The following is an 18541-nucleotide window of genomic DNA, read 5'->3' as shown; positions in this document are numbered from 1 at the left end:
CGCCGAGCACTCATGCAGAACAAATCGATCGCCCAAATGGCCGCGGAGCTGAGGCTGCGCACCTACTCAAGCGTGGAGCTCACCCGCCACTATCTGGAGCGCATCGCGCGCCTGGATCCGCGCCTGAACAGCTTCATCAGCGTCGCGAGCGAATCCGCCTTGGCGGCTGCCGAGCGCGCCGATCGCACGATTGCTGCGGGCGATGCCGGTCCCCTCGCCGGCATTCCGATCGCGCACAAGGACATCTTCTGCACGGCCGGGATCAAGACCAGTTGCGGCTCGCGGATGCTCGACAACTTCGTCGCGCCTTACGATGCGACGGTCGTCGAGCGTCTCGCCGCGGCCGGGGCCGTGGTTCTGGGCAAGACCAACATGGACGAATTCGCCATGGGCTCCTCGAACGAGACGAGCTTTTACGGACCTGTCCATAACCCTTGGGACGCGGATCGCGTGCCGGGCGGCTCCTCGGGCGGCTCGGCCGCGGCGGTCGCCGCACGGCTCTGCGCCGCGGCCACCGGGACGGATACGGGCGGGTCGATCCGCCAGCCTGCGGCACTCTGCGGCATCACCGGTATCAAGCCGACCTACGGGCGCTGCTCGCGCTGGGGCATGATCGCCTTCGCCTCTTCGCTGGATCAGGCCGGTGTGCTGGCCCGTTCGGCGGCGGATGCGGCCTGTTTGCTCGACGAGATGGCCGGGTTCGACCCGCGCGATTCCACCAGCGCCGATGTGGCCGTGCCGGACTATGTCGATGCGCTCGACGACGACATCGCGGGCCTGCGCATCGGTTTGCCGAAGGAATATTTCGGCGAGGGGCTCGATCCTCGTGTGGCGGCCTCCGTGCAGGACGCGATCAAGGAGTACGAGCGACTCGGTGCGAAGGTGAAGGAGATCAGCCTGCCGAACAGTCCGCTCTCGGTGCCCGTCTATTACGTTGTCGCACCGGCCGAATGCTCGTCCAATCTGGCGCGTTTCGACGGGGTGCGCTACGGTCACCGCTGCGAGCATCCGAAGGATCTCGAAGACCTCTACAAGCGCAGTCGCGCGGAGGGCTTCGGTGACGAGGTGCAGCGACGCGTCATGATCGGCACCTATGTGCTGTCGGCGGGCTATTACGACGCCTATTACTTGAAGGCGCAGCAGATTCGCCAACTGATCGCCGCGGACTTTGCCCGTGCGTTCGAAGAGGTCGATGTCATCATGGGGCCGACTGCTCCGACCACCGCCTTTCCTCTCGGGTCCAAGATGGACGACCCGGTGGCCATGTATCTCAACGACATCTACACCATCGCAACCAACCTCGCCGGCTTGCCCGGCATGTCGATCCCGGTCGAGCCGGTCGAGGGGTTGCCGGTCGGCTTGCAGATCATCGGCAACTTGTTCCAGGAGGCCCGCCTGCTCAATGTCGCGCATCGCTTCCAGCACGTGACGCATTGGCATCAGGGCGCGCCTTCCGGATTCGAGTGATCGGCGGGCTCGTCGCTTGGCGCACCCTGAAGGTCTTAGGCGAACTCCGGAAACCTTCATGCCAAAGGCGTAGGTTGTGCCGAGCCGTGCGAGGCACAACCAACCGTCGGCGCAAGTTGTGCTTCCTATCGTCAGCACAACCTACGGGTATGGAAGTTTGCGGAAATCGCCTTAAGCAAGTGAGCGACATGAGACGGTAGGTCTGCCGACAGTACGATCGCGACATAGGTTATAGAGCATGCAATGGGAAACCGTGATCGGGCTTGAGGTCCATACTCAGCTCGCGACCCAATCGAAGATCTTCTCGGGTGCATCGACCGCCTTCGGCGCGGCGCCCAACACGCAGGCCTGCCCCATCGATCTGGGTTTGCCGGGCGTGCTGCCGGTGCTCAATGCCGAGGCGGTGCGTTTGGCCGTGCGTTTCGGCAAGGCGATCGGTGCCGAGGTGGCGCCGCGCTCGGTGTTCGCCCGTAAGAATTACTTCTATCCGGATCTTCCCAAGGGCTACCAGATCAGCCAGTACGAGTTGCCGATCGTCGGCGAGGGACGCGTGGAGATCGTGCTCGACGACGGTTCGGTCAAGTCGATCGGGGTGACGCGTGCGCATCTGGAAGAAGACGCCGGCAAGTCGTTGCACGAGGAGAACCTCGCGGGCGGCGGCTACACGGGCATCGATCTCAATCGCGCCGGCACGCCTCTGCTCGAGATCGTCTCCGAGCCCGACATGCGCACCCCGCAGGAGGCCGTGGCCTACGCGCGCAAGATCCATCAGTTGGTGCGCTGGATCGGCATCAGCGACGGCAACATGCAGGAAGGCTCCTTCCGGGTCGACGCCAATGTCTCGGTGCGCCCGCTCGGTCAGACGCGCTTCGGCACCCGCACCGAGATCAAGAACCTTAACTCGTTTCGCTTCCTCGAGCGTGCGATCCAGTTCGAGGTCGAGCGTCAGATCGACGTGATCGAAGGCGGCGGGACCCTGGTGCAGGAGACCCGCCTCTATGATCCGGAGCGCGACGAGACCCGTCCCATGCGCTCCAAGGAAGAGGCCAACGACTACCGCTATTTCCCGGATCCGGACCTGCTCCCGGTTGAGCTGGATGTCGCCTTCATCGTCGATGCGGTCGCGGATCTCCCCGAGCTGCCGGACAGCATGCGCGAGCGCTTCCACACCCACTACGGGCTCGGCGAGTACGACGCCAGTCTGCTGACCGCCGGGCGCGAGCTTGCCCAGTATTTCGAGGCGGTGGTGCAGGCCACCGCCGAACCCAAGCTGGCCGCCAACTGGGTCAACGGCGAGCTGGCGGCCGCGCTGAATCGATCCGAGATCGAGATCGCACAGAGCCCGGTCTCCGCGGCCATGCTCGCCGGACTCATCCACCGTCTCCAGGACGCGACGGTGTCCGGGAAGCTCGCCAAACAGGTCTTCGAGGCGATGTGGAGCGGCGAGGGCGACGCCGACAGCGTTATTCAGGCGCGCGGGCTGCGGCAGATCACCGACAGCGGCGAGCTTGAGGCGCTGATCTCGGCGATCGTCGCCGCCAATCCCGGTCAGGTCGAGCAATACCGCGCCGGCAAGGACAAGGTCTTCGGCTTCTTCGTCGGTCAGGTGATGAAGGAGAGCAAGGGCAAGGCCAACCCGCAGCAGGTCAACGAGATCCTGACGCGCGTGCTCGCGAGCGACTGATCCCGAATCCCCGGCGACGGGGTCGGTCAGTCGCGCGTTTCAGGTTCGATGGAGTGATATCCCCGCCATGGATCCCTTCATCACGCGAATTGCCCCGATCGATCTCGCGACCCTGCACGGCGGTCATCCGGTTTTGGCCTTGGCGATCAGCATCCGGTAAAGCAGCCGATGTCCTACGACTCGACGCCGCCGCGTGCATCTCGGCCGCTTGCCCTTGCTGCTGCCTGGATGGGCGTTGCCCTGACCTCCTTCGCGCTGCTCGCCGTCTCGGCCCGCGAGCTGCTGGACGCCATGGAGCCGGTGCAGTTTCTCTTCCTGCGGACCGCGCTCGGTCTGCCGCTCCTGGTACCGCTGGCGCTGTGGTTGGCCCCCGGCTTTGATCGCACCGAACGGCTGCCACTGCACCTGCTGCGCAACCTCTTCCACTATGGTGGGCAGGTCTGCTGGATCACCGCCATCGGCATGTTGCCGCTCGCGTTGGTCTTCGCGCTCGAGTTCACGACGCCTGTCTGGGCGGCCGTACTGGCGCTGTTCTTTCTCGGCGAGCGGTTGAATCGAGGGCGTGTCGTGGCTCTCGTCCTGGGCGTGGCGGGTGTCCTCGTCATCACGCGGCCCGGGATGCAGCCGCTTGATCTCGGCGTCCTGATCGGGCTGGCGGCTGCGGTCGGCTTCGCCGTGAGCCTGACGGCGACCAAGGGACTCACGCGCTTTGACGGTGTCTTTACCATCCTCTTCTGGATGCTGGCGATGCAGCTCCTGATCGGCCTCGTCCCTGCGCTGTTGGTCTGGGAGCCGGTCGCTTGGGGCGATGCACCTTGGCTGCTCGTCGCCGCGGTTACCGGGATCAGCGCCCATCTCGGCATCGCCAAGGCGTTTCAGCATGCCGACGCGACGGTCGTCCTGCCGATGGATTTCCTGCGCCTGCCGCTTATCGCGTTGGTCGGGGCGCTCTTCTATGGCGAGGGACTCGACCCCTGGGTCATCGCCGGCGCGGCTCTGATCTTTGTCGGGAACGAGTACAGCTTGCGGCGCGAGAGGCGGGGCTTGGTCTAATGGCTTGCGGCCTATCAGTCAAAGACTGCACACTGATTCCAGCTCAAAATGCCTCTCACGGAGACGCGGAGGGCACGGAGAATCGGAAACTCTGCCCGCGTACGCTCGGTGTTTCCGTGAGAGATTGTCAGAATCTAATCGGCTCTGCGGTCCCGCGAAGGCGTGGGCTTCGATCCGCCTACGAGGGGGCGATCGGAACAGCGGCGGACGGGTGGCCGCTCTCGCGCGGGCGATCGTGCTCGCCCTGTCTCGGGCCCTGATAGGTCTCGACAAGATACAGCGGCCGGCCTTTGGTCTCGTTGAACATCCGTCCGAGATACTCCCCCAGGACACCGATGGCGGCGAGCTGCACGCCGCCGAGGAAGAGTACGGCCACCATGAGGGACGGATACCCGGCGACCGGCTCGCCGAAGCGCAGGGTCTTGTAGATGATCCAGCTGGCGTAGATGAATGCCGTCATCGCGGTGACCAGTCCAACATAGCTGGCCACCTTGAGCGGGGCCGTGCTGAAGGACGTAATGCCCTCGATCGCGAACCCCCAGAGCTTGTGGTAATTCCATTTGGTCGCCCCGGCACTGCGGCGGTCGCGATGATAGGTCACGGCGGTTTGTCGATAGCCGATCCAGGCGAACAGGCCCTTCATGAAGCGATGCTGCTCGCGCAGTCGGCACAGTGCGTCGACCGCGCGGCGGCTGAGTAAACGGAAGTCTCCCGTGTCCTTGGGGATCTCAATCGGGCTCATGCCGCCGATGACACGGTAGAAATAGCGCGCGCTCAGCTTTTTCAGGGCGCTCTCGCCGTCGCGCGATAGGCGTGTCGCGTAGACCACATCGTAGCCCTGGCTCCAACGCGCCATCAGCGCGGGTATCAACTCGGGCGGATCTTGAAGATCGGCGTCGATGATGACGGTGGCCTCGCCGCGACTGTGATCCAGTCCGGCCGTCATTGCGATCTCCTTGCCGAAATTCCGGCTGAGATTCAGGACGGCGACCCGCGGATCGGCGTCACGTAGACGGTAGAGGATGTCCAGGGTCGCATCGCGGCTGCCGTCGTTGACGTAGATCACCTCGGCGGCGACGCCCAACCCGTCGATCACTGCCGTCAGACGCCGATGGAGCTCATCGAGCACCTCGGCCTCGTTGTATGCGGGCACGATCACGGTAAGCGTCGGCGCCTCCGGGCCCCAGGCCGCGTTGTTCGGCTCGAGAAGGTTGTAGCGCGAATCGGGTTGACCAGGACTCATGCCGCATCGCGCTCCCGAAAGGTCCAGAGGCTATTCAGCACGAAATTGAGCAGAAAGACGGTTGCGGTGGCCACGATCTGGACAAGGATATAGTCGAGTGCAAGGACGGTGACGCCGGCATAGACCATCCAGGTATTCAGCACGCCGGTTGCGATTGCGATCAAGGCGAACTTTGGTCCGGCATCCTGATGCGATTTCGAGCTGTTGAAGGTGTAGCGATAGTTCAGCAGATAATTGATCAGTGCACCGAGACCGAAGCCGACGGTCGTCGCTGCGGCCGGATGAAGGCCCCAGATCTCGACCAGGGAGACGAGGGCCAAGTAATGCGCAAGCGTGCCGACGAGCCCGACCATTCCGAAGGCCACGAGTCTTCGCCACATTATCGCCATGGAGGTGAGCATCGAGCGTCTCCGGTTGAAAACCTAAGTCTCGCATGAGACTGGTATACTGCGCACCTTCGGCTTGCGGACGTCAGCATCCTCTCGGCGCGGATGGCTCGCGAACTTCACTGGAGACTGATCGGACGATGGCGACGAGTGTGGGACGCGCGAGCCGGTTTTGGCGATTCGCACGGCCGTTTCTGTTTCGCCTGGACGCAGAGCGCGCACACGAGTCGACGCTGGCGCTGCTCGGTTTATGGTCGCGCTGGTTCTCGGGCCGTTTGGGTGCGGATGACGTTGCCCGTGCGCCGGGACGGGCCGTCGATGCGATGGGCCTGCACTTCCCCAACCCGATCGGACTCGCTGCCGGGCTCGACAAGAATGCCGTCGCCGTGCCCGCTTGGCAGGCGCTGGGTTTCGGGTTCATCGAGGTCGGGACCATCACCGCGCTGCCACAACCCGGCAACCCGAAGCCGCGGCTCTTTCGTCTGCCGGCGGACGAGGCGCTGATCAATCGGATGGGTTTCAATAACGCGGGTGCGGATGCGGCGGCAATCCGTCTGGAGCGGCTGCGTGCGCGGGACATCCTTCAGGTCCCCCTCGGCGTCAACCTGGGCAAGTCCAAGATCACGCCGGCGGAGGCGGCGGCGGACGACTATCGACGCAGCTTCGAGCGGGTCGGGCATTTCGCGGATTACGTGGTCGTGAACATCTCGAGTCCGAACACGCCCGGCCTGCGGGATCTGCAGCGGGTCGACGAGGTGGCGCGCATCATCGAGACGATCCAAGGTCCCAACCAGCGACTCGCCCGGCCCAGGCCGCTGCTGGTCAAGCTTGCACCGGACCTCGCCGACGAGGACGCGATCGACTGCGCCCGCGCGGCGCTGGATGCGGGCTGTGCAGGCTTGATCCTGACCAATACCAGCATCCGCTTCGAAGGGCTTCGCTGCAGCACCGAGGGCATGAGCGGCGGTCTCTCGGGCCGACCGATCCTGGAGCGGAGCACCGCCCTGCTGGGATTGGTCCGGCGGGCCGTTGGTCCGGCCCCGGTGCTCGTCGGTGTCGGGGGTGTCATGGACCCCGCGGGCGCGGCGGCCAAGCTCGCGGCCGGCGCAAATCTCGTGCAGATCTACAGTGGACTCATCTACCGCGGACCCGGATTCGTGCGCGAGCTGCTGCGCGGGATGTCGCGCTGAGAGACTACCGAGAAACTGACCGTTGATCTTGAGGGATAATGTTTCATAGAACCGGCTTCCAGCCGGTTCTGGCCGGCTGGGAGCCGGCCCGACTCCTTCCGAATCATATGGTTGGTTCCTAGGCAGCATCTGAGGCCCGCCTCTACGGAGTTGTTCGCATCTCCGTGTCTCCGTGTCTCCGTGTCTCCGTGAGAGATTTTGAAACTGATCGGTACCGAGGTTTGCGTGCTTCGGCCTTATGCGGTCCGGATCGGCTATGGTTTAATGCGGCCTTGCGAGCCAACGACACTGCTTCAACATGACCCTCGACAGCACCCATCGTAAGGCCCGGGTCGAGCGCAACACCCTGGAAACGCGGATTCGCGTGGCACTGGATCTGGACGGATCCGGGCGCTCGGATCTGCACACGGGCGTGCCTTTTCTGGACCACATGCTCGATCAGGTGGCGCGGCATGGTCTGATCGATCTCGACATCCAGGCCGAGGGCGATCTGCATATCGACGCCCACCACACGGTCGAAGACATCGGCATCACGCTCGGCCAGGCGCTGGCGCAGGCGCTCGGGGACAAGAAGGGTCTGCGTCGCTACGGTCACGCCTATGTCCCGCTGGACGAGGCCCTGTCGCGTGTCGTGGTCGATCTGTCCGGTCGGCCCGGGCTCGAATTCAACGTCGATTTTACCCGCGCCATGATCGGTGGGTTTGATGTCGACCTCTTCCGTGAGCTCTTTCAAGGTCTGGTGAACCACGCGGCCATGACGCTGCACATCGACAATCTGCGCGGCGCGAACGCGCACCACCAGGCCGAAACGGTCTTCAAGGCGTTCGGGCGTGCCTTGCGGATGGCCGTGGAGCCGGATCCGCGGATGGCCGGGATCACCCCGTCCACCAAGGGCGCGCTTTAAGACTCACCAAGGGCGCGCTTTAAGACTCGATCCACGTCGTCGCCGTTGCCGGAGCTCTCGGCAGGGAGGCGCCTATCCGACATCCGAACAGCGAGTGACCGATCCATGTTGCTGATTCCCGCAATCGATTTGAAGGACGGCCGCTGTGTGCGCCTGCGTCAAGGCCGGATGGACGAGGCCACGGTCTTCTCCGACGACCCGGTCGACACCGCCGCACGTTGGATCGGGGAGGGTGCGCGCCGACTGCATTTGGTTGACCTGAACGGCGCCTTTGCCGGCATGCCGGTCAACGGCGAGGCCATTCGCGGCATCGCCGAGATGTTTCCCGAGCTGCCGATCCAGGTCGGTGGCGGCATCCGCGACGAGGCGACCATCGAGGGTTACCTGAGTGCCGGCGTGACCTATTGCATCATCGGGACCCAGGCGGTCAAGGAACCGGTCTTGGTCGAGCGGGCCTGTCGGTCCTTTCCCGGTCAGATCATGGTCGGACTCGATGCGAAGGATGGACAGGTCGCCATCGAGGGCTGGGCGCAGGTCACGGAGCACCAAGCCGAGGATTTGGCGAAGCGGTTCGAGGACGCCGGTGTCGCGGCCATCATCTACACCGACATCGGGCGCGACGGCATGATGATCGGGCCCAACGTGGAAGCGACCCGTGCGTTGGCCGGGGCGATCCGTATCCCGGTGATCGCATCGGGCGGCATCACGGTCATCGACGACGTGCGTGCGCTCGCCGAGGTGGCGAGCTGCGGCATCATCGGGGCCATTACGGGGCGTGCCATTTATGAAGGGACGCTCGACTTCGCCGAGGGGCAGCGCCTCGCGGACAGCTTGAGCCCGCGTTGAGCCGGGTCCAATTGCACAGGCGCGCAGCCGGGTGTTGTCGACACCCGGAGCGTCGCGAGGAGATCGACGATGTCTGAAGATTGGCTCGATGCCATCAAATGGGACGCTCAGGGATTGGTGCCGGCGATTGCGCAGGAGCACACGACCGGGACCATCTTGATGATGGCCTGGATGAATCCGGAGTCACTGCGGCTGACCCGAGAGACCGGGCATGCCGTCTACTGGTCACGCTCGCGCGGGCGGCTCTGGCACAAGGGCGAGGAATCGGGCCATCAGCAGGTGGTGCACGCCATCCGGATCGACTGCGACGCCGACGTCGTGCTCCTCGAGGTCGAGCAGAAGGGCGGGATTGCCTGTCATACCGGGCGTCACAATTGCTTTTTTCGCGAGCTCGATGCGCAGGGGCGTTGGGTCGAGGTCGCACCTGTCCTGAAGGATCCGGACGCGATTTACGGGAAGGCCGGATAGACCATGAATGACTTGCTCGAGCGGTTGTCCGAAGTTCTGGAGTCGCGAAAGGGGGCGGATCCGGGAAGCTCCTATGTCGCGGGCCTTTATTCCAAGGGTCTCGACGCCATCCTCAAGAAGATCGGGGAGGAAGCGACCGAAACCGTCATGGCGGCCAAGGACGGGGTCCCCGAGAAGATCGTGCACGAGGTTGCGGATCTCTGGTTCCACACCCTGGTTCTGCTCGCACAGCAGGGCCTCGGCCCGGCCGATGTCCTGGCTGAGCTGGACCGCCGGTTCGGCCTCTCGGGGTTGGACGAGAAGGCCGGTCGTGGGTCCTGATTCCCGGTTTAGGTGATTTCCGCAAACTTCCATACCCGTAGGTTGTGCTGACGATAGGAAGCACAACTTGCGCCGAGGGTTGGTTGTGCCTCGCGCAGCTCGGCACAACCTACGCCGTTGGTATGATGGTTTCCGGTATTCGCCTTAAACCGCGTCCAGAGCGAGATGCTAACTTTCGAGTGAGTTCGAAGTTTGGTGAATCCACGACCCTTAGCGGGGGGCACGGTTTAAAATTTTATATTTTTTAATACTTTAAACCGCGCCGGCTCCAGCGGTTCTGAAATCCGCCGGGGCCGATCCCATCCAAAAACATCGCATACCGCACTGGGCGCGGTTTAATCGCCGACCTCGGGTCAGCGGAGACTAACCGCGACTTTGGGATTGCGGTATGATCCGGGCGCTTCGGATCCCTTGAGGCAAGGGTGCCGAAGACATCGAAAATCCAGCCGATGGAATCTGTTTCGTCGGCCTCCCACTGAATCGAGTCGACCGTCTCAACACGACGGTCCGGAGGAAAAGATGGGCGTTGGTGGCATCAGTATCTGGCAGCTTCTGATCATCCTGGTCATTGTTCTGCTGTTGTTTGGGACCAAACGACTCAAAGGCATCGGATCCGATCTGGGTAATGCGGTGAAGGGCTTCCGCAGCGCCATGTCCGATAGCGAGAAGGCCGAGGAAGAAGCCGAAGCGAAGCGGGTCGAGCAGACCGCCGAGAAGCGTGTCGCCGACGGCGAGCCTGCCAAACGCGAGCCGGCAAAGGCATCGGATAAGTCCGCCTGAGGCGTCCTTCCCGAAGGCGTTACTCTAAGCAAGGCGGTCACGCGAGGTTGCCATGTTCGACATGGGTTTCTGGGAGCTTGTGGTGATCGGTGTCGTGGCCCTCGTCGTGATCGGGCCCGAGCGCTTGCCGAAAGTCGCGCGGATCGCGGGGCTTTGGCTGGGACGTGCGCGCCGCACCCTGGCCTCGGTACAGGACGAAATCCGGCGTGAGCTCAAGGCCGACGAGCTCAAGGAGATTCTCGACAAGCAGGCACGCAGCCGTCCGCTCGAGAGCATTCTCGAAGAGCCGGCGAAACGCACCGCCAAGCCCGCCACCGGCACCGAGGCCGCGCGCACCCCTGCGCGGGGCGAGCCACCCGCCGCGCTCGACGAGTCGACCCAGGCCGCCAGGCCGACCGAGCGAGACACCTCCGCGAGCTGATCGCGCCGATCCGGCGACCTGGCGAACGATCCTCGGGCACGCCGACGCATCGCTCGCCGAGCCGCCATCCAACCAGCGACGAGAACATCACTCATGTCCCCCGCGATGCAGCCCGACGATCCGGGTGCCGAACAGCCTTTCGTCTCCCATTTGATCGAGCTGCGCGATCGTCTGATCCGAATGTCGATCGCGATCTTCGTGGTGTTTTTGGTGCTCTTCCCGTTCGCCAACGAGATCTACACCTTCGTTGCCGCGCCCTTGATGGCGCAGTTGCCCGAAGGCAACACCATGATCGCGACACAAGTCGCCGCGCCCTTCTTGACGCCCTTCAAGCTGGCCCTGATTGCTGCGGTTTTCCTGTCGATGCCCTTCCTGCTCTACCAGTTTTGGGGGTTCGTTGCGCCCGGGCTCTACAAGCACGAAAAACGCCTGGCGACGCCGCTGCTGATCTCGAGTATCCTCCTGTTCTACATCGGCGTCGCGTTCGCCTATCTTCTCGTGTTCCCGCTGATCTTCGCCTTTCTGTCGGCCGCCACGCCGGACGGCGTGGCGATGATGACGGACATCTCGGCCTATCTGGACTTCGTGCTGGCCCTCTTCTTCGCCTTCGGAATCGCCTTCGAGATCCCGATCGCCACGATCCTGCTGGTGGCCGTCGGGATCACCACCCCGGCCGACCTCGTCCGAATGCGGCCTTATGTGATCGTCGGCGCCTTCGTCGTCGGCATGCTGTTGACGCCCCCGGACGTAATCTCCCAGACCCTGCTGGCAGTGCCCATGTGGTTGTTGTTCGAGCTGGGGATCGTCTTCGCGAAGGTCCTGGTGCGCAAGCGCGCGGAGGAGAACGACGAAGATCCAGACCCCGACCCCTCGGGCCGCGGGTTCTCAACCGCGCCATCAGCCCCTCATAGTCCGCTCGGCGGATCGACCATGGCCCGAGTGACGCCTCGGCCGGAGCCGCGGGAGGTCGGGCGCGATCTCGATCCGCACTTCGACGATCCGGGCCGCTGGCAGCCTTTGAGCGAGTCGGAGATGGAGGCCGAGTTGGATCTGATCGAGGCCGAAGAGGTTCTGGATGTGCCACGGGACTCCGAGCCGAACGCCCGTCAGACCACGCAAACCGCGATCCCCGATGGTGCTCCGGCGATCAATTCGGTCGAGGCAAAGATTCGACGCGCAAACCGACTGCGTGAGCTCGGCAGCACCTTCGCCGCGCGCACGGTGCTCTACGAGGTGTTGGAGGAGGGCGACACCGATCAACGGCGTGTGGCACGTAACATCCTCAATCAACTCGACGAGACTTGAGCGTTCCAAAGCGTCTTTTCTCGATCGGCGCGTCTACCCCCGAGGGTTTAAGGTGATTTCCGCAAACGTCCATACCCGTAGGTTGTGCTGACGATAGGAAGCACAACTTGCGCCTACGGTTGGTTGTGCCTCGCACGGCTCGGCACAACCTACGCCTACCCCCGAGGGTTCAAGGTGATTTCCGCAAACTTCCATACCCGTAGGTTGTGCTGACGATAGGAAGCACAACTTGCGCCTACGGTTGGTTGTGCCTCGCACGGCTCGGCACAACCTACGGCCTTGGCATGAAGGTTTCCGGAATTCGCCTTAAGGTGATTTCCGGGATCTACCGGCAGAGCCGGAACCAGGAAAAGTGGTCGAAGGCTCTACTCGTTGTCGCTGTCGTTGTCGGATTCCGGACGACCACAACGACAACGACAACGACAACGAAAAATTCTGCGACGGTTCGCTTAAGACTTAAGGCGTAAGGGACTAAACCGCGCCCGGTGGGGTATGCGTCATGTGTCGGAGCCGGCGCGGTTTAAAATATTCAAAAATATAAGAATTTTAAACCGCGTCTCACCGAGATCTCGGACACCTCCAAAGCCAAACGCAACATGAAAATGACGCATGTCGCTCTGGACGCGGTTTAGATGCCTATTCCCGGAAATCGCCGAATCGGGTGACGCACGACGTGCATCGCTCTGCCGGCCGCCCCCCATGCCATCGCATGATGGCCTTTGTTCGATCTGACTCTCCAGCCCGCTGTTGACCGCTTCGTGCTTCATGTAAGGCTCTGGCAGCCTTGATGATGACGTTCATCCGATGTGGCTCTCCAGCGGGCCGTCGCTGAGCCGGAGATTCTCGACCGTCGCGCTGAAATAATTGCTTCTTTCAATGGGTCTGCTGAGATAGTATAGTTTTTGCCACCATTCGAAGATCGGAATCCCCATGGGCTCAGGATCCCAGATTCACTATAAACAGAATCGACTCAAGCAATTGAGGGCCTTTTGCCATGCGGCGCGTACCGGCAGTGTCAGTGCTGCAGCCGAGAAGATTTTTCTTAGTCAACCCACCGTGTCTTTGCAGATTCAGGCGCTGGAGCGCGAGTTCAGCACTGTCTTGTTCGAGCGCCGCGGCCCGAAGATCAAGCTGACCCCGGAAGGCGATCTGCTGTTCCAGATGGCCGAGCCTTTGGTCGAGGGTATGGACAAGCTGCACGAGGCCTTCGCGACGCAATGTGGTCGTGTCGACCGCGGCGTGTTGAACATCGCCGCCGGCGAGTCGACCATCCTCTATATCCTCCCCGACCCGGTGCGCGCCTTCGTGGACCAGTATCCGGGGATCGAGCTGAAGATGCACAACGTGACCGGCCGCGACGGTCTGGCCATGTTGCGCGCAGACGAGGTCGACCTTGCCGTGGGGTCGATGCTGGATGTGCCGGACGACATCACCTACCGCCCGTTCGTCACCTATCAGCCGACGCTCATCACGCCGAAGGACCATCCGCTTGCGGGTCGGGCATCGGTCACCCTCGAGGAGATTGCCCCTTACGGTCTGATCCTGCCGCCGCGCCATCTAAGCACTTGGCGGATGGTCGATCTTGTGTTTAAGCAACACAACTTGGCCTACCGGGTCACCCTGGAGGCGGGCGGCTGGGAGGTCATCAAGAAATATGTCGAATTGGGCCTGGGTATCTCGATTGTGACCGATGTTTGTCTGACCGGTGACGAGAACTTGAGTAGAATCGCCTTATCTCAGTATTTCCCGAAGCGCAGCTACGGTATCGTACAGAGACGCGGGAAATTTCTGTCGCCCCAGACCAAGTGTTTCATGAAGACGCTTGATCGTGCGTTTGCGGACCGAATCGTGGAACCGCAACCTCAAACCGTGGGCGATGTCGAAGCATGGGAAGATGCTTATCTGGGATGATGATCCGGTCTGGGATGATGATCCGGCGTTCGGCCGCACAGGAAGGCGCCGAAGACGTTTCGAGGGCGGCATGACATGGCATTTGCCCTCGCGTGCACAACGCAATGTGCGTGATCCAAACAGGAATCGCGCAGCATTAAAACTTAACCTGTACCACTGACATCAAGTGAGCAGAGCCAAACAACTATGGATCTCACAAAACGCATCGGGCAGCGCCTGCGCGCGGCGCGCCAAGATCAAAAGCTGAGCTTGTCGGAGCTCTCGGGTCGCACCGAGTCGCTCTCCAAATCACGCATCAGCAACTATGAGCAGGGGATTCGCCGCATGGGTCTCGAAGAGGCCCAAGAGCTTGCGGTTGCCCTCGGTACCGTGACCCCGACCTACCTTTTATGTCTCGACGACAAGGATCCGCTCTCGGCGCGCGAGCGGGAGCTCGTGGAGTATTTTCGGCAGGCCGACGAGCGCGGCAAGGATACGATCACCAAGGTCGCTTCGGACCAGTCCGGCTTCGTCGCAGAATAGAGTTGGCATGCCGCCGTGCGCGGCATGCCTTCGGATCGGTGTGCTTTACTTGTAGGCGCCGACTCCGCAGAAGAAGCCCTGATCGTTTGTCATCACATAACTGGTCTTCTCGCGTATCTCCTCGGTGCCCGGATAGGGCCAGTTGTAGTCGACCCATCCTTCGCCCGTGCTGCCCGCAACGGCGATCATGTTCTTGAACAGCGTGTCTCCGTACTTGTCGAAATCCAGCAGATTCTTCCCGACCAGCTCCGGTTTGATCGCGTGCGACAGCATGACGCCGTCCATGTCCATGCAGAAGACATAGAGGTCGCGATCCTGGAAATCGCCGTCGGCAGCGGCGAATACCGCAAACGCCTGCTCGCTTCCCATCTCGTTGACGGCAGCCTGTGCTTTCTGAGACATCGCTTTGGCTTCGTCCGGCGAAGCCATCTCCGCAGCGATCGCGATGCCCGTCAACATCATTGCTGCTGCGCCTGCAAACAGAAGTTTGTACATTCTCCGTCTCCTCTAGTGTTTATAGGGTTTTAGCTCGCCGACGATAGTACAGATCCGGACCTAGATCCAGAGTGTTCGATCTTGGCGCGGGGATCTTCCTCAAGCGCCCCGTTTCATTCGCAACTTGCACCAGCACGGTGCGCTCTCTAGCCTGCAGCGTCGCGTGGGGCCGCCAAACAAGAGGCAGCAGTTGTGGCCGGTTTTTTGCGTAGCTCATCGTCGGACGTCATTGTCCGCGAATCCATCACTCACGTGACTTACGATGAACAGGAGCCAGAACGTATGCTTAGATGCGACCCGATCAAATCGATCTTGCTCGGCACCGGCCTAGCCGTTGGCCTCGCTGCCGGTTCCATGGCTCAGGCCGCGGATGACGCCATTAAGGTCGGGGTCCTGCACTCGCTCTCGGGCACCATGGCCATCAGCGAAACGACACTGAAAGACACCGTCCTGATGCTGGTGGAAGAGCAGAACAAGAAGGGCGGCCTGCTGGGCAAACAGCTCGAGGCTGTCGTTGTCGACCCCGCCTCGGATTGGCCGCTCTTTGCCGAGAAGGCACGCGAGCTGCTGACCAAGGATAAGGTTGACGTGGTCTTCGGGTGCTGGACCTCGGTGTCGCGCAAGTCCGTGCTGCCGGTCTTCGAGGAGCTCAACGGGCTGCTCTTCTACCCCGTCCAGTACGAAGGCGAAGAGTCCTCCAAGAACGTCTTCTACACGGGTGCCGCGCCCAATCAGCAGGCCATTCCGGCGGTCGACTACCTGAAGGACGAGCTCGGGGTCGAGCGTTGGGTGCTCGCCGGCACCGACTATGTCTATCCGCGCACCACCAACAAGATCCTCGAAGCCTACCTCAAGCAGAACGGGGTGGCCGAAGCGGACATCATGATCAACTACACGCCCTTCGGTCACTCCGACTGGCAGTCCATCGTGTCCGATATCAAGCGTTTCGGCTCCGAGGGCAAGAAGACCGCCGTGGTCTCGACCATCAACGGCGACGCGAACGTCCCCTTCTATAAAGAGCTGGGCAACCAAGGCGTCTCCGCCGAGGACATCCCGGTCATCGCCTTCTCGGTCGGCGAGGAAGAGCTCTCGGGTATCGACACCAAGCCGCTGGTCGGCCATCTCGCCGCTTGGAACTACTTCATGAGCGTCGACGATCCGGCCAACAGCACCTTCATCGAGACCTGGCACGGCTTCACCAAGAACGACAAGCGCGTGACCAACGATCCGATGGAGGCGCACAAGATCGGTTTTGATCTCTGGGTTCAAGCGGTCGAGAAGGCCGGCACGACGGACCCGGATGCGGTGCAAGCCGCCATCATCGGTCTCGAAACCAAGAACCTCACGGGCGGGACCGCGAAGATGTTGCCCAACCATCACATCACCAAACCGGTGCTGATCGGCGAGATCCAGGAAGACGGGCAGTTCGCCGTCGTCTGGGCAACCGAGGAAGAGGTTCCCGGCGACGCCTGGTCGGACTTCCTCGAAGGCTCCAAGGATCTTACGGCCGATTGGACCCCGCCCGTCATGTGCGGCAACTTCAACACCCTGACCAAGACCTGTCTCGGGGCTCAGGCGCAGTAGTCATTGAACCGCGTCCGGGGGTGTATGAGGACGGCGTTGGACGCGGTTCAAGTGTTGGCCTCTAGGGGCGAATTTATTCGCCCCTTGGTCTTCCGGTCACGCGCAGTCGGGATGTTTATTCACCGATCCGGTTCAGTGGCGTAGGTTGTGCCGAGCATTGCGAGGCACAACCAACCGTCGGCGCAAGTTGTGCCTCCTGACGTCAGCACAACCTACGGTAGGGGATTTTCCGAAGATCACTGCAGTTTAGTGAATGGGCGTTTCCAGACAGCTTCCGACCGCAGCGAGTATCAAGATGCCCATGAGTCCAACATGCCGATCGCGACGATCCCCGCACCTTGCGGGCCTTGGTCTCGTCTCTGGTTTCCTGTTGTTGATGGTGCTGCCTCTCGGCAGCATTGCCGATGAGATCGATGCGGCCTTGATCGATCTGAGCGACCGCTCGTTCGAGGTGAAGCAGGCCGCGGTCGATGTGATTGCCGTCGGCGGCGATCCGCGTGCGGCGACGCTCCTCGAAGCCCTCTTGGGCGGCAACCTCTATGCCCGCGAGTCGGACCGACGCCCGGTCTTGGTCGCCCCCGTCCCCGGCGGCTATCGGCTCACCGACGCACTCGACGGCAGCGATCTCGGCGATGTCGAGCGTGGCGCCGTGAAGAAGATCACGATCAACAACCGCATGCGCAACCAACTGCGCACGGCGATCGCAGCCCTGACGCTGGCGAGTCCGGATCCGGCGGTTCGCCTCAAAGCCGCGCAGCAGATGCTGGGCGATGCCGACCCGATCGTTGTGGAGGCGATCCGCGAGCAGATCGGGCGCGAGGACGATCAGCGCGTCCGCGATTACCTGGACCTGAGCCTGGCACTGGCCAGTTTGCGTGACGAGGCTCCGGCGGCCCGGCTCACCGCAGTGAATGCGCTTTCAGGCAGTCTCTATCCGGCCGCACGCAATGCCCTGACCAAGCTCCTGAGCGACGAGCCGGACCCGGAGGTGCGTGCTGCCGCCGAGCGCTCACTCGCCGCGATCGAGCAGAAGCTCAAGCTCAACGCGGCGGCGGAGACGCTCTTCTTCGGGCTCAGCCTCGGCTCGGTGCTGGTGCTCGCGGCCATCGGTCTGGCGATCACATTCGGGGTCATGGGCGTCATCAACATGGCTCACGGCGAGTTGATCATGATCGGGGCCTATACGACCTATCTGGTCCAGCAGGCGATGCCCGGATTCCTGGACTACTCCTTGTTCGTCGCCATCCCGGCGGCTTTCGTGGTCGCGGGGTTGCTGGGCATCCTGATCGAGCGCACGGTGATCCGTTTCCTCTATGGCCGACCGCTGGAAACCCTGCTGGCCACCTTCGGCATCAGCCTGATCCTTCAGCAACTGGTGCGCACGACCATCTCGGCCCAAAACGTGGCGGTGCAGAATCCGTCCTGGATGAGCGGGGCGCTTCAGATCAATCCGGCGCTCGCCCTGACGTACAACCGGCTCTACATCCTGATCTTCGCCTTGATGGTCTTCGTGGCACTGCTGCTGATCCTCAAGCGCACCGCTTTGGGGTTGCAGGTGCGCGCGGTCGCCCAGAATCGGGCGATGGCGCGCTCGATGGGTGTGCGCTCGGCGCGGGTCGATGCGCTCACGTTCGGTCTGGGTGCCGGCGTGGCGGGCGTCGCTGGTGTCGCCCTGTCCCAGCTCACCAACGTCGGGCCCAACATGGGGCAGGCGTACATCATCGACTCCTTCATGGTCGTGGTCTTCGGTGGGGTCGGCAATCTCTGGGGGACGCTGGTCGCCGGCTTGACCCTGGGCGTCGCCAACAAGCTGATGGAGCCCTGGGCCGGCGCGGTGCTCGCCAAGATCCTGGTGCTGGTTTTCATCATCCTCTTCATCCAGAAGCGCCCACGCGGACTCTTCCCGCAACGCGGACGCGCGGCGGACGGGTAGGCGGTTCGGTGGGACGAGTAGAACCGAC

At 62.6% G+C, this 18541-nt stretch carries 19 protein-coding genes; 15 read left to right on the top strand and 4 right to left on the bottom strand.

All coding sequences use genetic code 11. From position 1 onward, the window contains the following. The first annotated feature begins 12 nt into the window (after positions 1 to 12). The 3 genes from gatA (at position 13) to AADX97_RS12105 (ending at position 4204) form a co-directional block, all read left to right on the top strand. Positions 13 to 1467, top strand: coding sequence for an Asp-tRNA(Asn)/Glu-tRNA(Gln) amidotransferase subunit GatA (gene gatA / locus AADX97_RS12115; RefSeq protein ID WP_374236618.1), 1455 nt, complete (start codon positions 13 to 15; stop codon positions 1465 to 1467). A gap of 238 nt (positions 1468 to 1705) precedes the next feature. Then, positions 1706 to 3151 carry an Asp-tRNA(Asn)/Glu-tRNA(Gln) amidotransferase subunit GatB gene (gatB, locus tag AADX97_RS12110; protein WP_374236617.1) on the top strand — a complete coding sequence of 482 codons (1446 nt, stop codon included), beginning with the start codon at positions 1706 to 1708 and terminating at the stop codon, positions 3149 to 3151. Positions 3152 to 3319: 168 nt separating this feature from the next. Next, the gene (locus tag AADX97_RS12105) at positions 3320 to 4204 is read left to right on the top strand and encodes a DMT family transporter (protein ID WP_374236616.1); all 885 of its coding nucleotides are present in this window, start codon (positions 3320 to 3322) and stop codon (positions 4202 to 4204) included. A gap of 178 nt (positions 4205 to 4382) precedes the next feature. On the opposite strand, the gene AADX97_RS12100 is transcribed toward AADX97_RS12105, so the two are convergent. Together AADX97_RS12100 and AADX97_RS12095 are read right to left on the bottom strand one after the other, a co-directional pair. Continuing rightward, positions 4383 to 5447: a glycosyltransferase family 2 protein gene (locus tag AADX97_RS12100; protein ID WP_374236615.1), complete on the bottom strand. Its 1065-nt coding sequence runs from the start codon at positions 5445 to 5447 to the stop codon at positions 4383 to 4385. Then, positions 5444 to 5848 carry a GtrA family protein gene (locus tag AADX97_RS12095; RefSeq protein WP_374236614.1) on the bottom strand — a complete coding sequence of 135 codons (405 nt, stop codon included), beginning with the start codon at positions 5846 to 5848 and terminating at the stop codon, positions 5444 to 5446. The genes AADX97_RS12100 and AADX97_RS12095 overlap by 4 nt, the downstream gene beginning before the upstream one ends. 125 nt (positions 5849 to 5973) lie before the next feature. On the opposite strand from AADX97_RS12095, the gene AADX97_RS12090 reads away from it, so the two are divergent. The 8 genes from AADX97_RS12090 (at position 5974) to tatC (ending at position 12068) form a co-directional block, all read left to right on the top strand. Next, complete coding sequence (locus tag AADX97_RS12090; protein WP_374236613.1) at positions 5974 to 7023, top strand: quinone-dependent dihydroorotate dehydrogenase; 1050 nt, start codon at positions 5974 to 5976, stop codon at positions 7021 to 7023. A gap of 298 nt (positions 7024 to 7321) precedes the next feature. Beyond that, positions 7322 to 7927, top strand: coding sequence for an imidazoleglycerol-phosphate dehydratase HisB (hisB, locus tag AADX97_RS12085; protein ID WP_374236612.1), 606 nt, complete (start codon positions 7322 to 7324; stop codon positions 7925 to 7927). A 105-nt stretch (positions 7928 to 8032) separates the two neighbouring features. Next, positions 8033 to 8773, top strand: coding sequence for a 1-(5-phosphoribosyl)-5-[(5-phosphoribosylamino)methylideneamino]imidazole-4-carboxamide isomerase (gene hisA, locus AADX97_RS12080; protein ID WP_374236611.1), 741 nt, complete (start codon positions 8033 to 8035; stop codon positions 8771 to 8773). A gap of 69 nt (positions 8774 to 8842) precedes the next feature. Next, positions 8843 to 9241, top strand: coding sequence for a phosphoribosyl-AMP cyclohydrolase (gene hisI / locus AADX97_RS12075; protein ID WP_374236610.1), 399 nt, complete (start codon positions 8843 to 8845; stop codon positions 9239 to 9241). A 3-nt stretch (positions 9242 to 9244) separates the two neighbouring features. Beyond that, positions 9245 to 9562: a phosphoribosyl-ATP diphosphatase gene (locus AADX97_RS12070; protein ID WP_120796828.1), complete on the top strand. Its 318-nt coding sequence runs from the start codon at positions 9245 to 9247 to the stop codon at positions 9560 to 9562. A 519-nt stretch (positions 9563 to 10081) separates the two neighbouring features. Then, positions 10082 to 10342, top strand: coding sequence for a twin-arginine translocase TatA/TatE family subunit (tatA, locus tag AADX97_RS12065; protein ID WP_374236609.1), 261 nt, complete (start codon positions 10082 to 10084; stop codon positions 10340 to 10342). Positions 10343 to 10394: 52 nt separating this feature from the next. Continuing rightward, the gene (gene tatB, locus AADX97_RS12060; protein WP_374236608.1) at positions 10395 to 10763 is read left to right on the top strand and encodes a Sec-independent protein translocase protein TatB; all 369 of its coding nucleotides are present in this window, start codon (positions 10395 to 10397) and stop codon (positions 10761 to 10763) included. 93 nt (positions 10764 to 10856) lie between these two features. Further along, a complete protein-coding gene (gene tatC, locus AADX97_RS12055) occupies positions 10857 to 12068 on the top strand; it encodes a twin-arginine translocase subunit TatC (protein ID WP_374236607.1) in 1212 nt (403 codons plus the stop codon). Positions 12069 to 12565: 497 nt separating this feature from the next. Here tatC and AADX97_RS12050 read toward each other — a convergent pair whose 3' ends face one another. Next, a complete protein-coding gene (locus tag AADX97_RS12050) occupies positions 12566 to 12835 on the bottom strand; it encodes a hypothetical protein (protein WP_374236606.1) in 270 nt (89 codons plus the stop codon). Positions 12836 to 12998: 163 nt separating this feature from the next. On the opposite strand from AADX97_RS12050, the gene AADX97_RS12045 reads away from it, so the two are divergent. Together AADX97_RS12045 and AADX97_RS12040 are read left to right on the top strand one after the other, a co-directional pair. Next, complete coding sequence (locus AADX97_RS12045; RefSeq protein ID WP_374236605.1) at positions 12999 to 13979, top strand: LysR family transcriptional regulator; 981 nt, start codon at positions 12999 to 13001, stop codon at positions 13977 to 13979. Between the two features lie 186 nt (positions 13980 to 14165). Then, entirely contained in the window at positions 14166 to 14501 is a 336-nt protein-coding gene (locus AADX97_RS12040; RefSeq protein WP_374236604.1) for a helix-turn-helix domain-containing protein, read from the top strand. Positions 14502 to 14546: 45 nt separating this feature from the next. On the opposite strand, the gene AADX97_RS12035 is transcribed toward AADX97_RS12040, so the two are convergent. Further along, entirely contained in the window at positions 14547 to 14996 is a 450-nt protein-coding gene (locus tag AADX97_RS12035) for a cache domain-containing protein (RefSeq protein WP_374236603.1), read from the bottom strand. A 282-nt stretch (positions 14997 to 15278) separates the two neighbouring features. Here AADX97_RS12035 and urtA point away from each other — a divergent pair, with 282 nt between their 5' ends. Further along, positions 15279 to 16580 (top strand): urea ABC transporter substrate-binding protein, encoded by a 1302-nt coding sequence (urtA, locus tag AADX97_RS12030; protein WP_374236602.1) that lies wholly within the window; start codon positions 15279 to 15281, stop codon positions 16578 to 16580. A 376-nt stretch (positions 16581 to 16956) separates the two neighbouring features. Beyond that, positions 16957 to 18513 carry an urea ABC transporter permease subunit UrtB gene (gene urtB, locus AADX97_RS12025; RefSeq protein ID WP_374236630.1) on the top strand — a complete coding sequence of 519 codons (1557 nt, stop codon included), beginning with the start codon at positions 16957 to 16959 and terminating at the stop codon, positions 18511 to 18513. The last annotated feature ends 28 nt before the right edge of the window (positions 18514 to 18541 follow it).

It is taken from the genome of Thiocapsa sp. C2-2m (assembly GCF_041903745.1).
Classification (GTDB): Bacteria; Pseudomonadota; Gammaproteobacteria; order Chromatiales; family Chromatiaceae; genus Thiocapsa; species Thiocapsa roseilacustris.
Note: the sequence above shows the minus strand (reverse complement) of the source record. Positions and strands in the feature narration are given on the sequence as shown.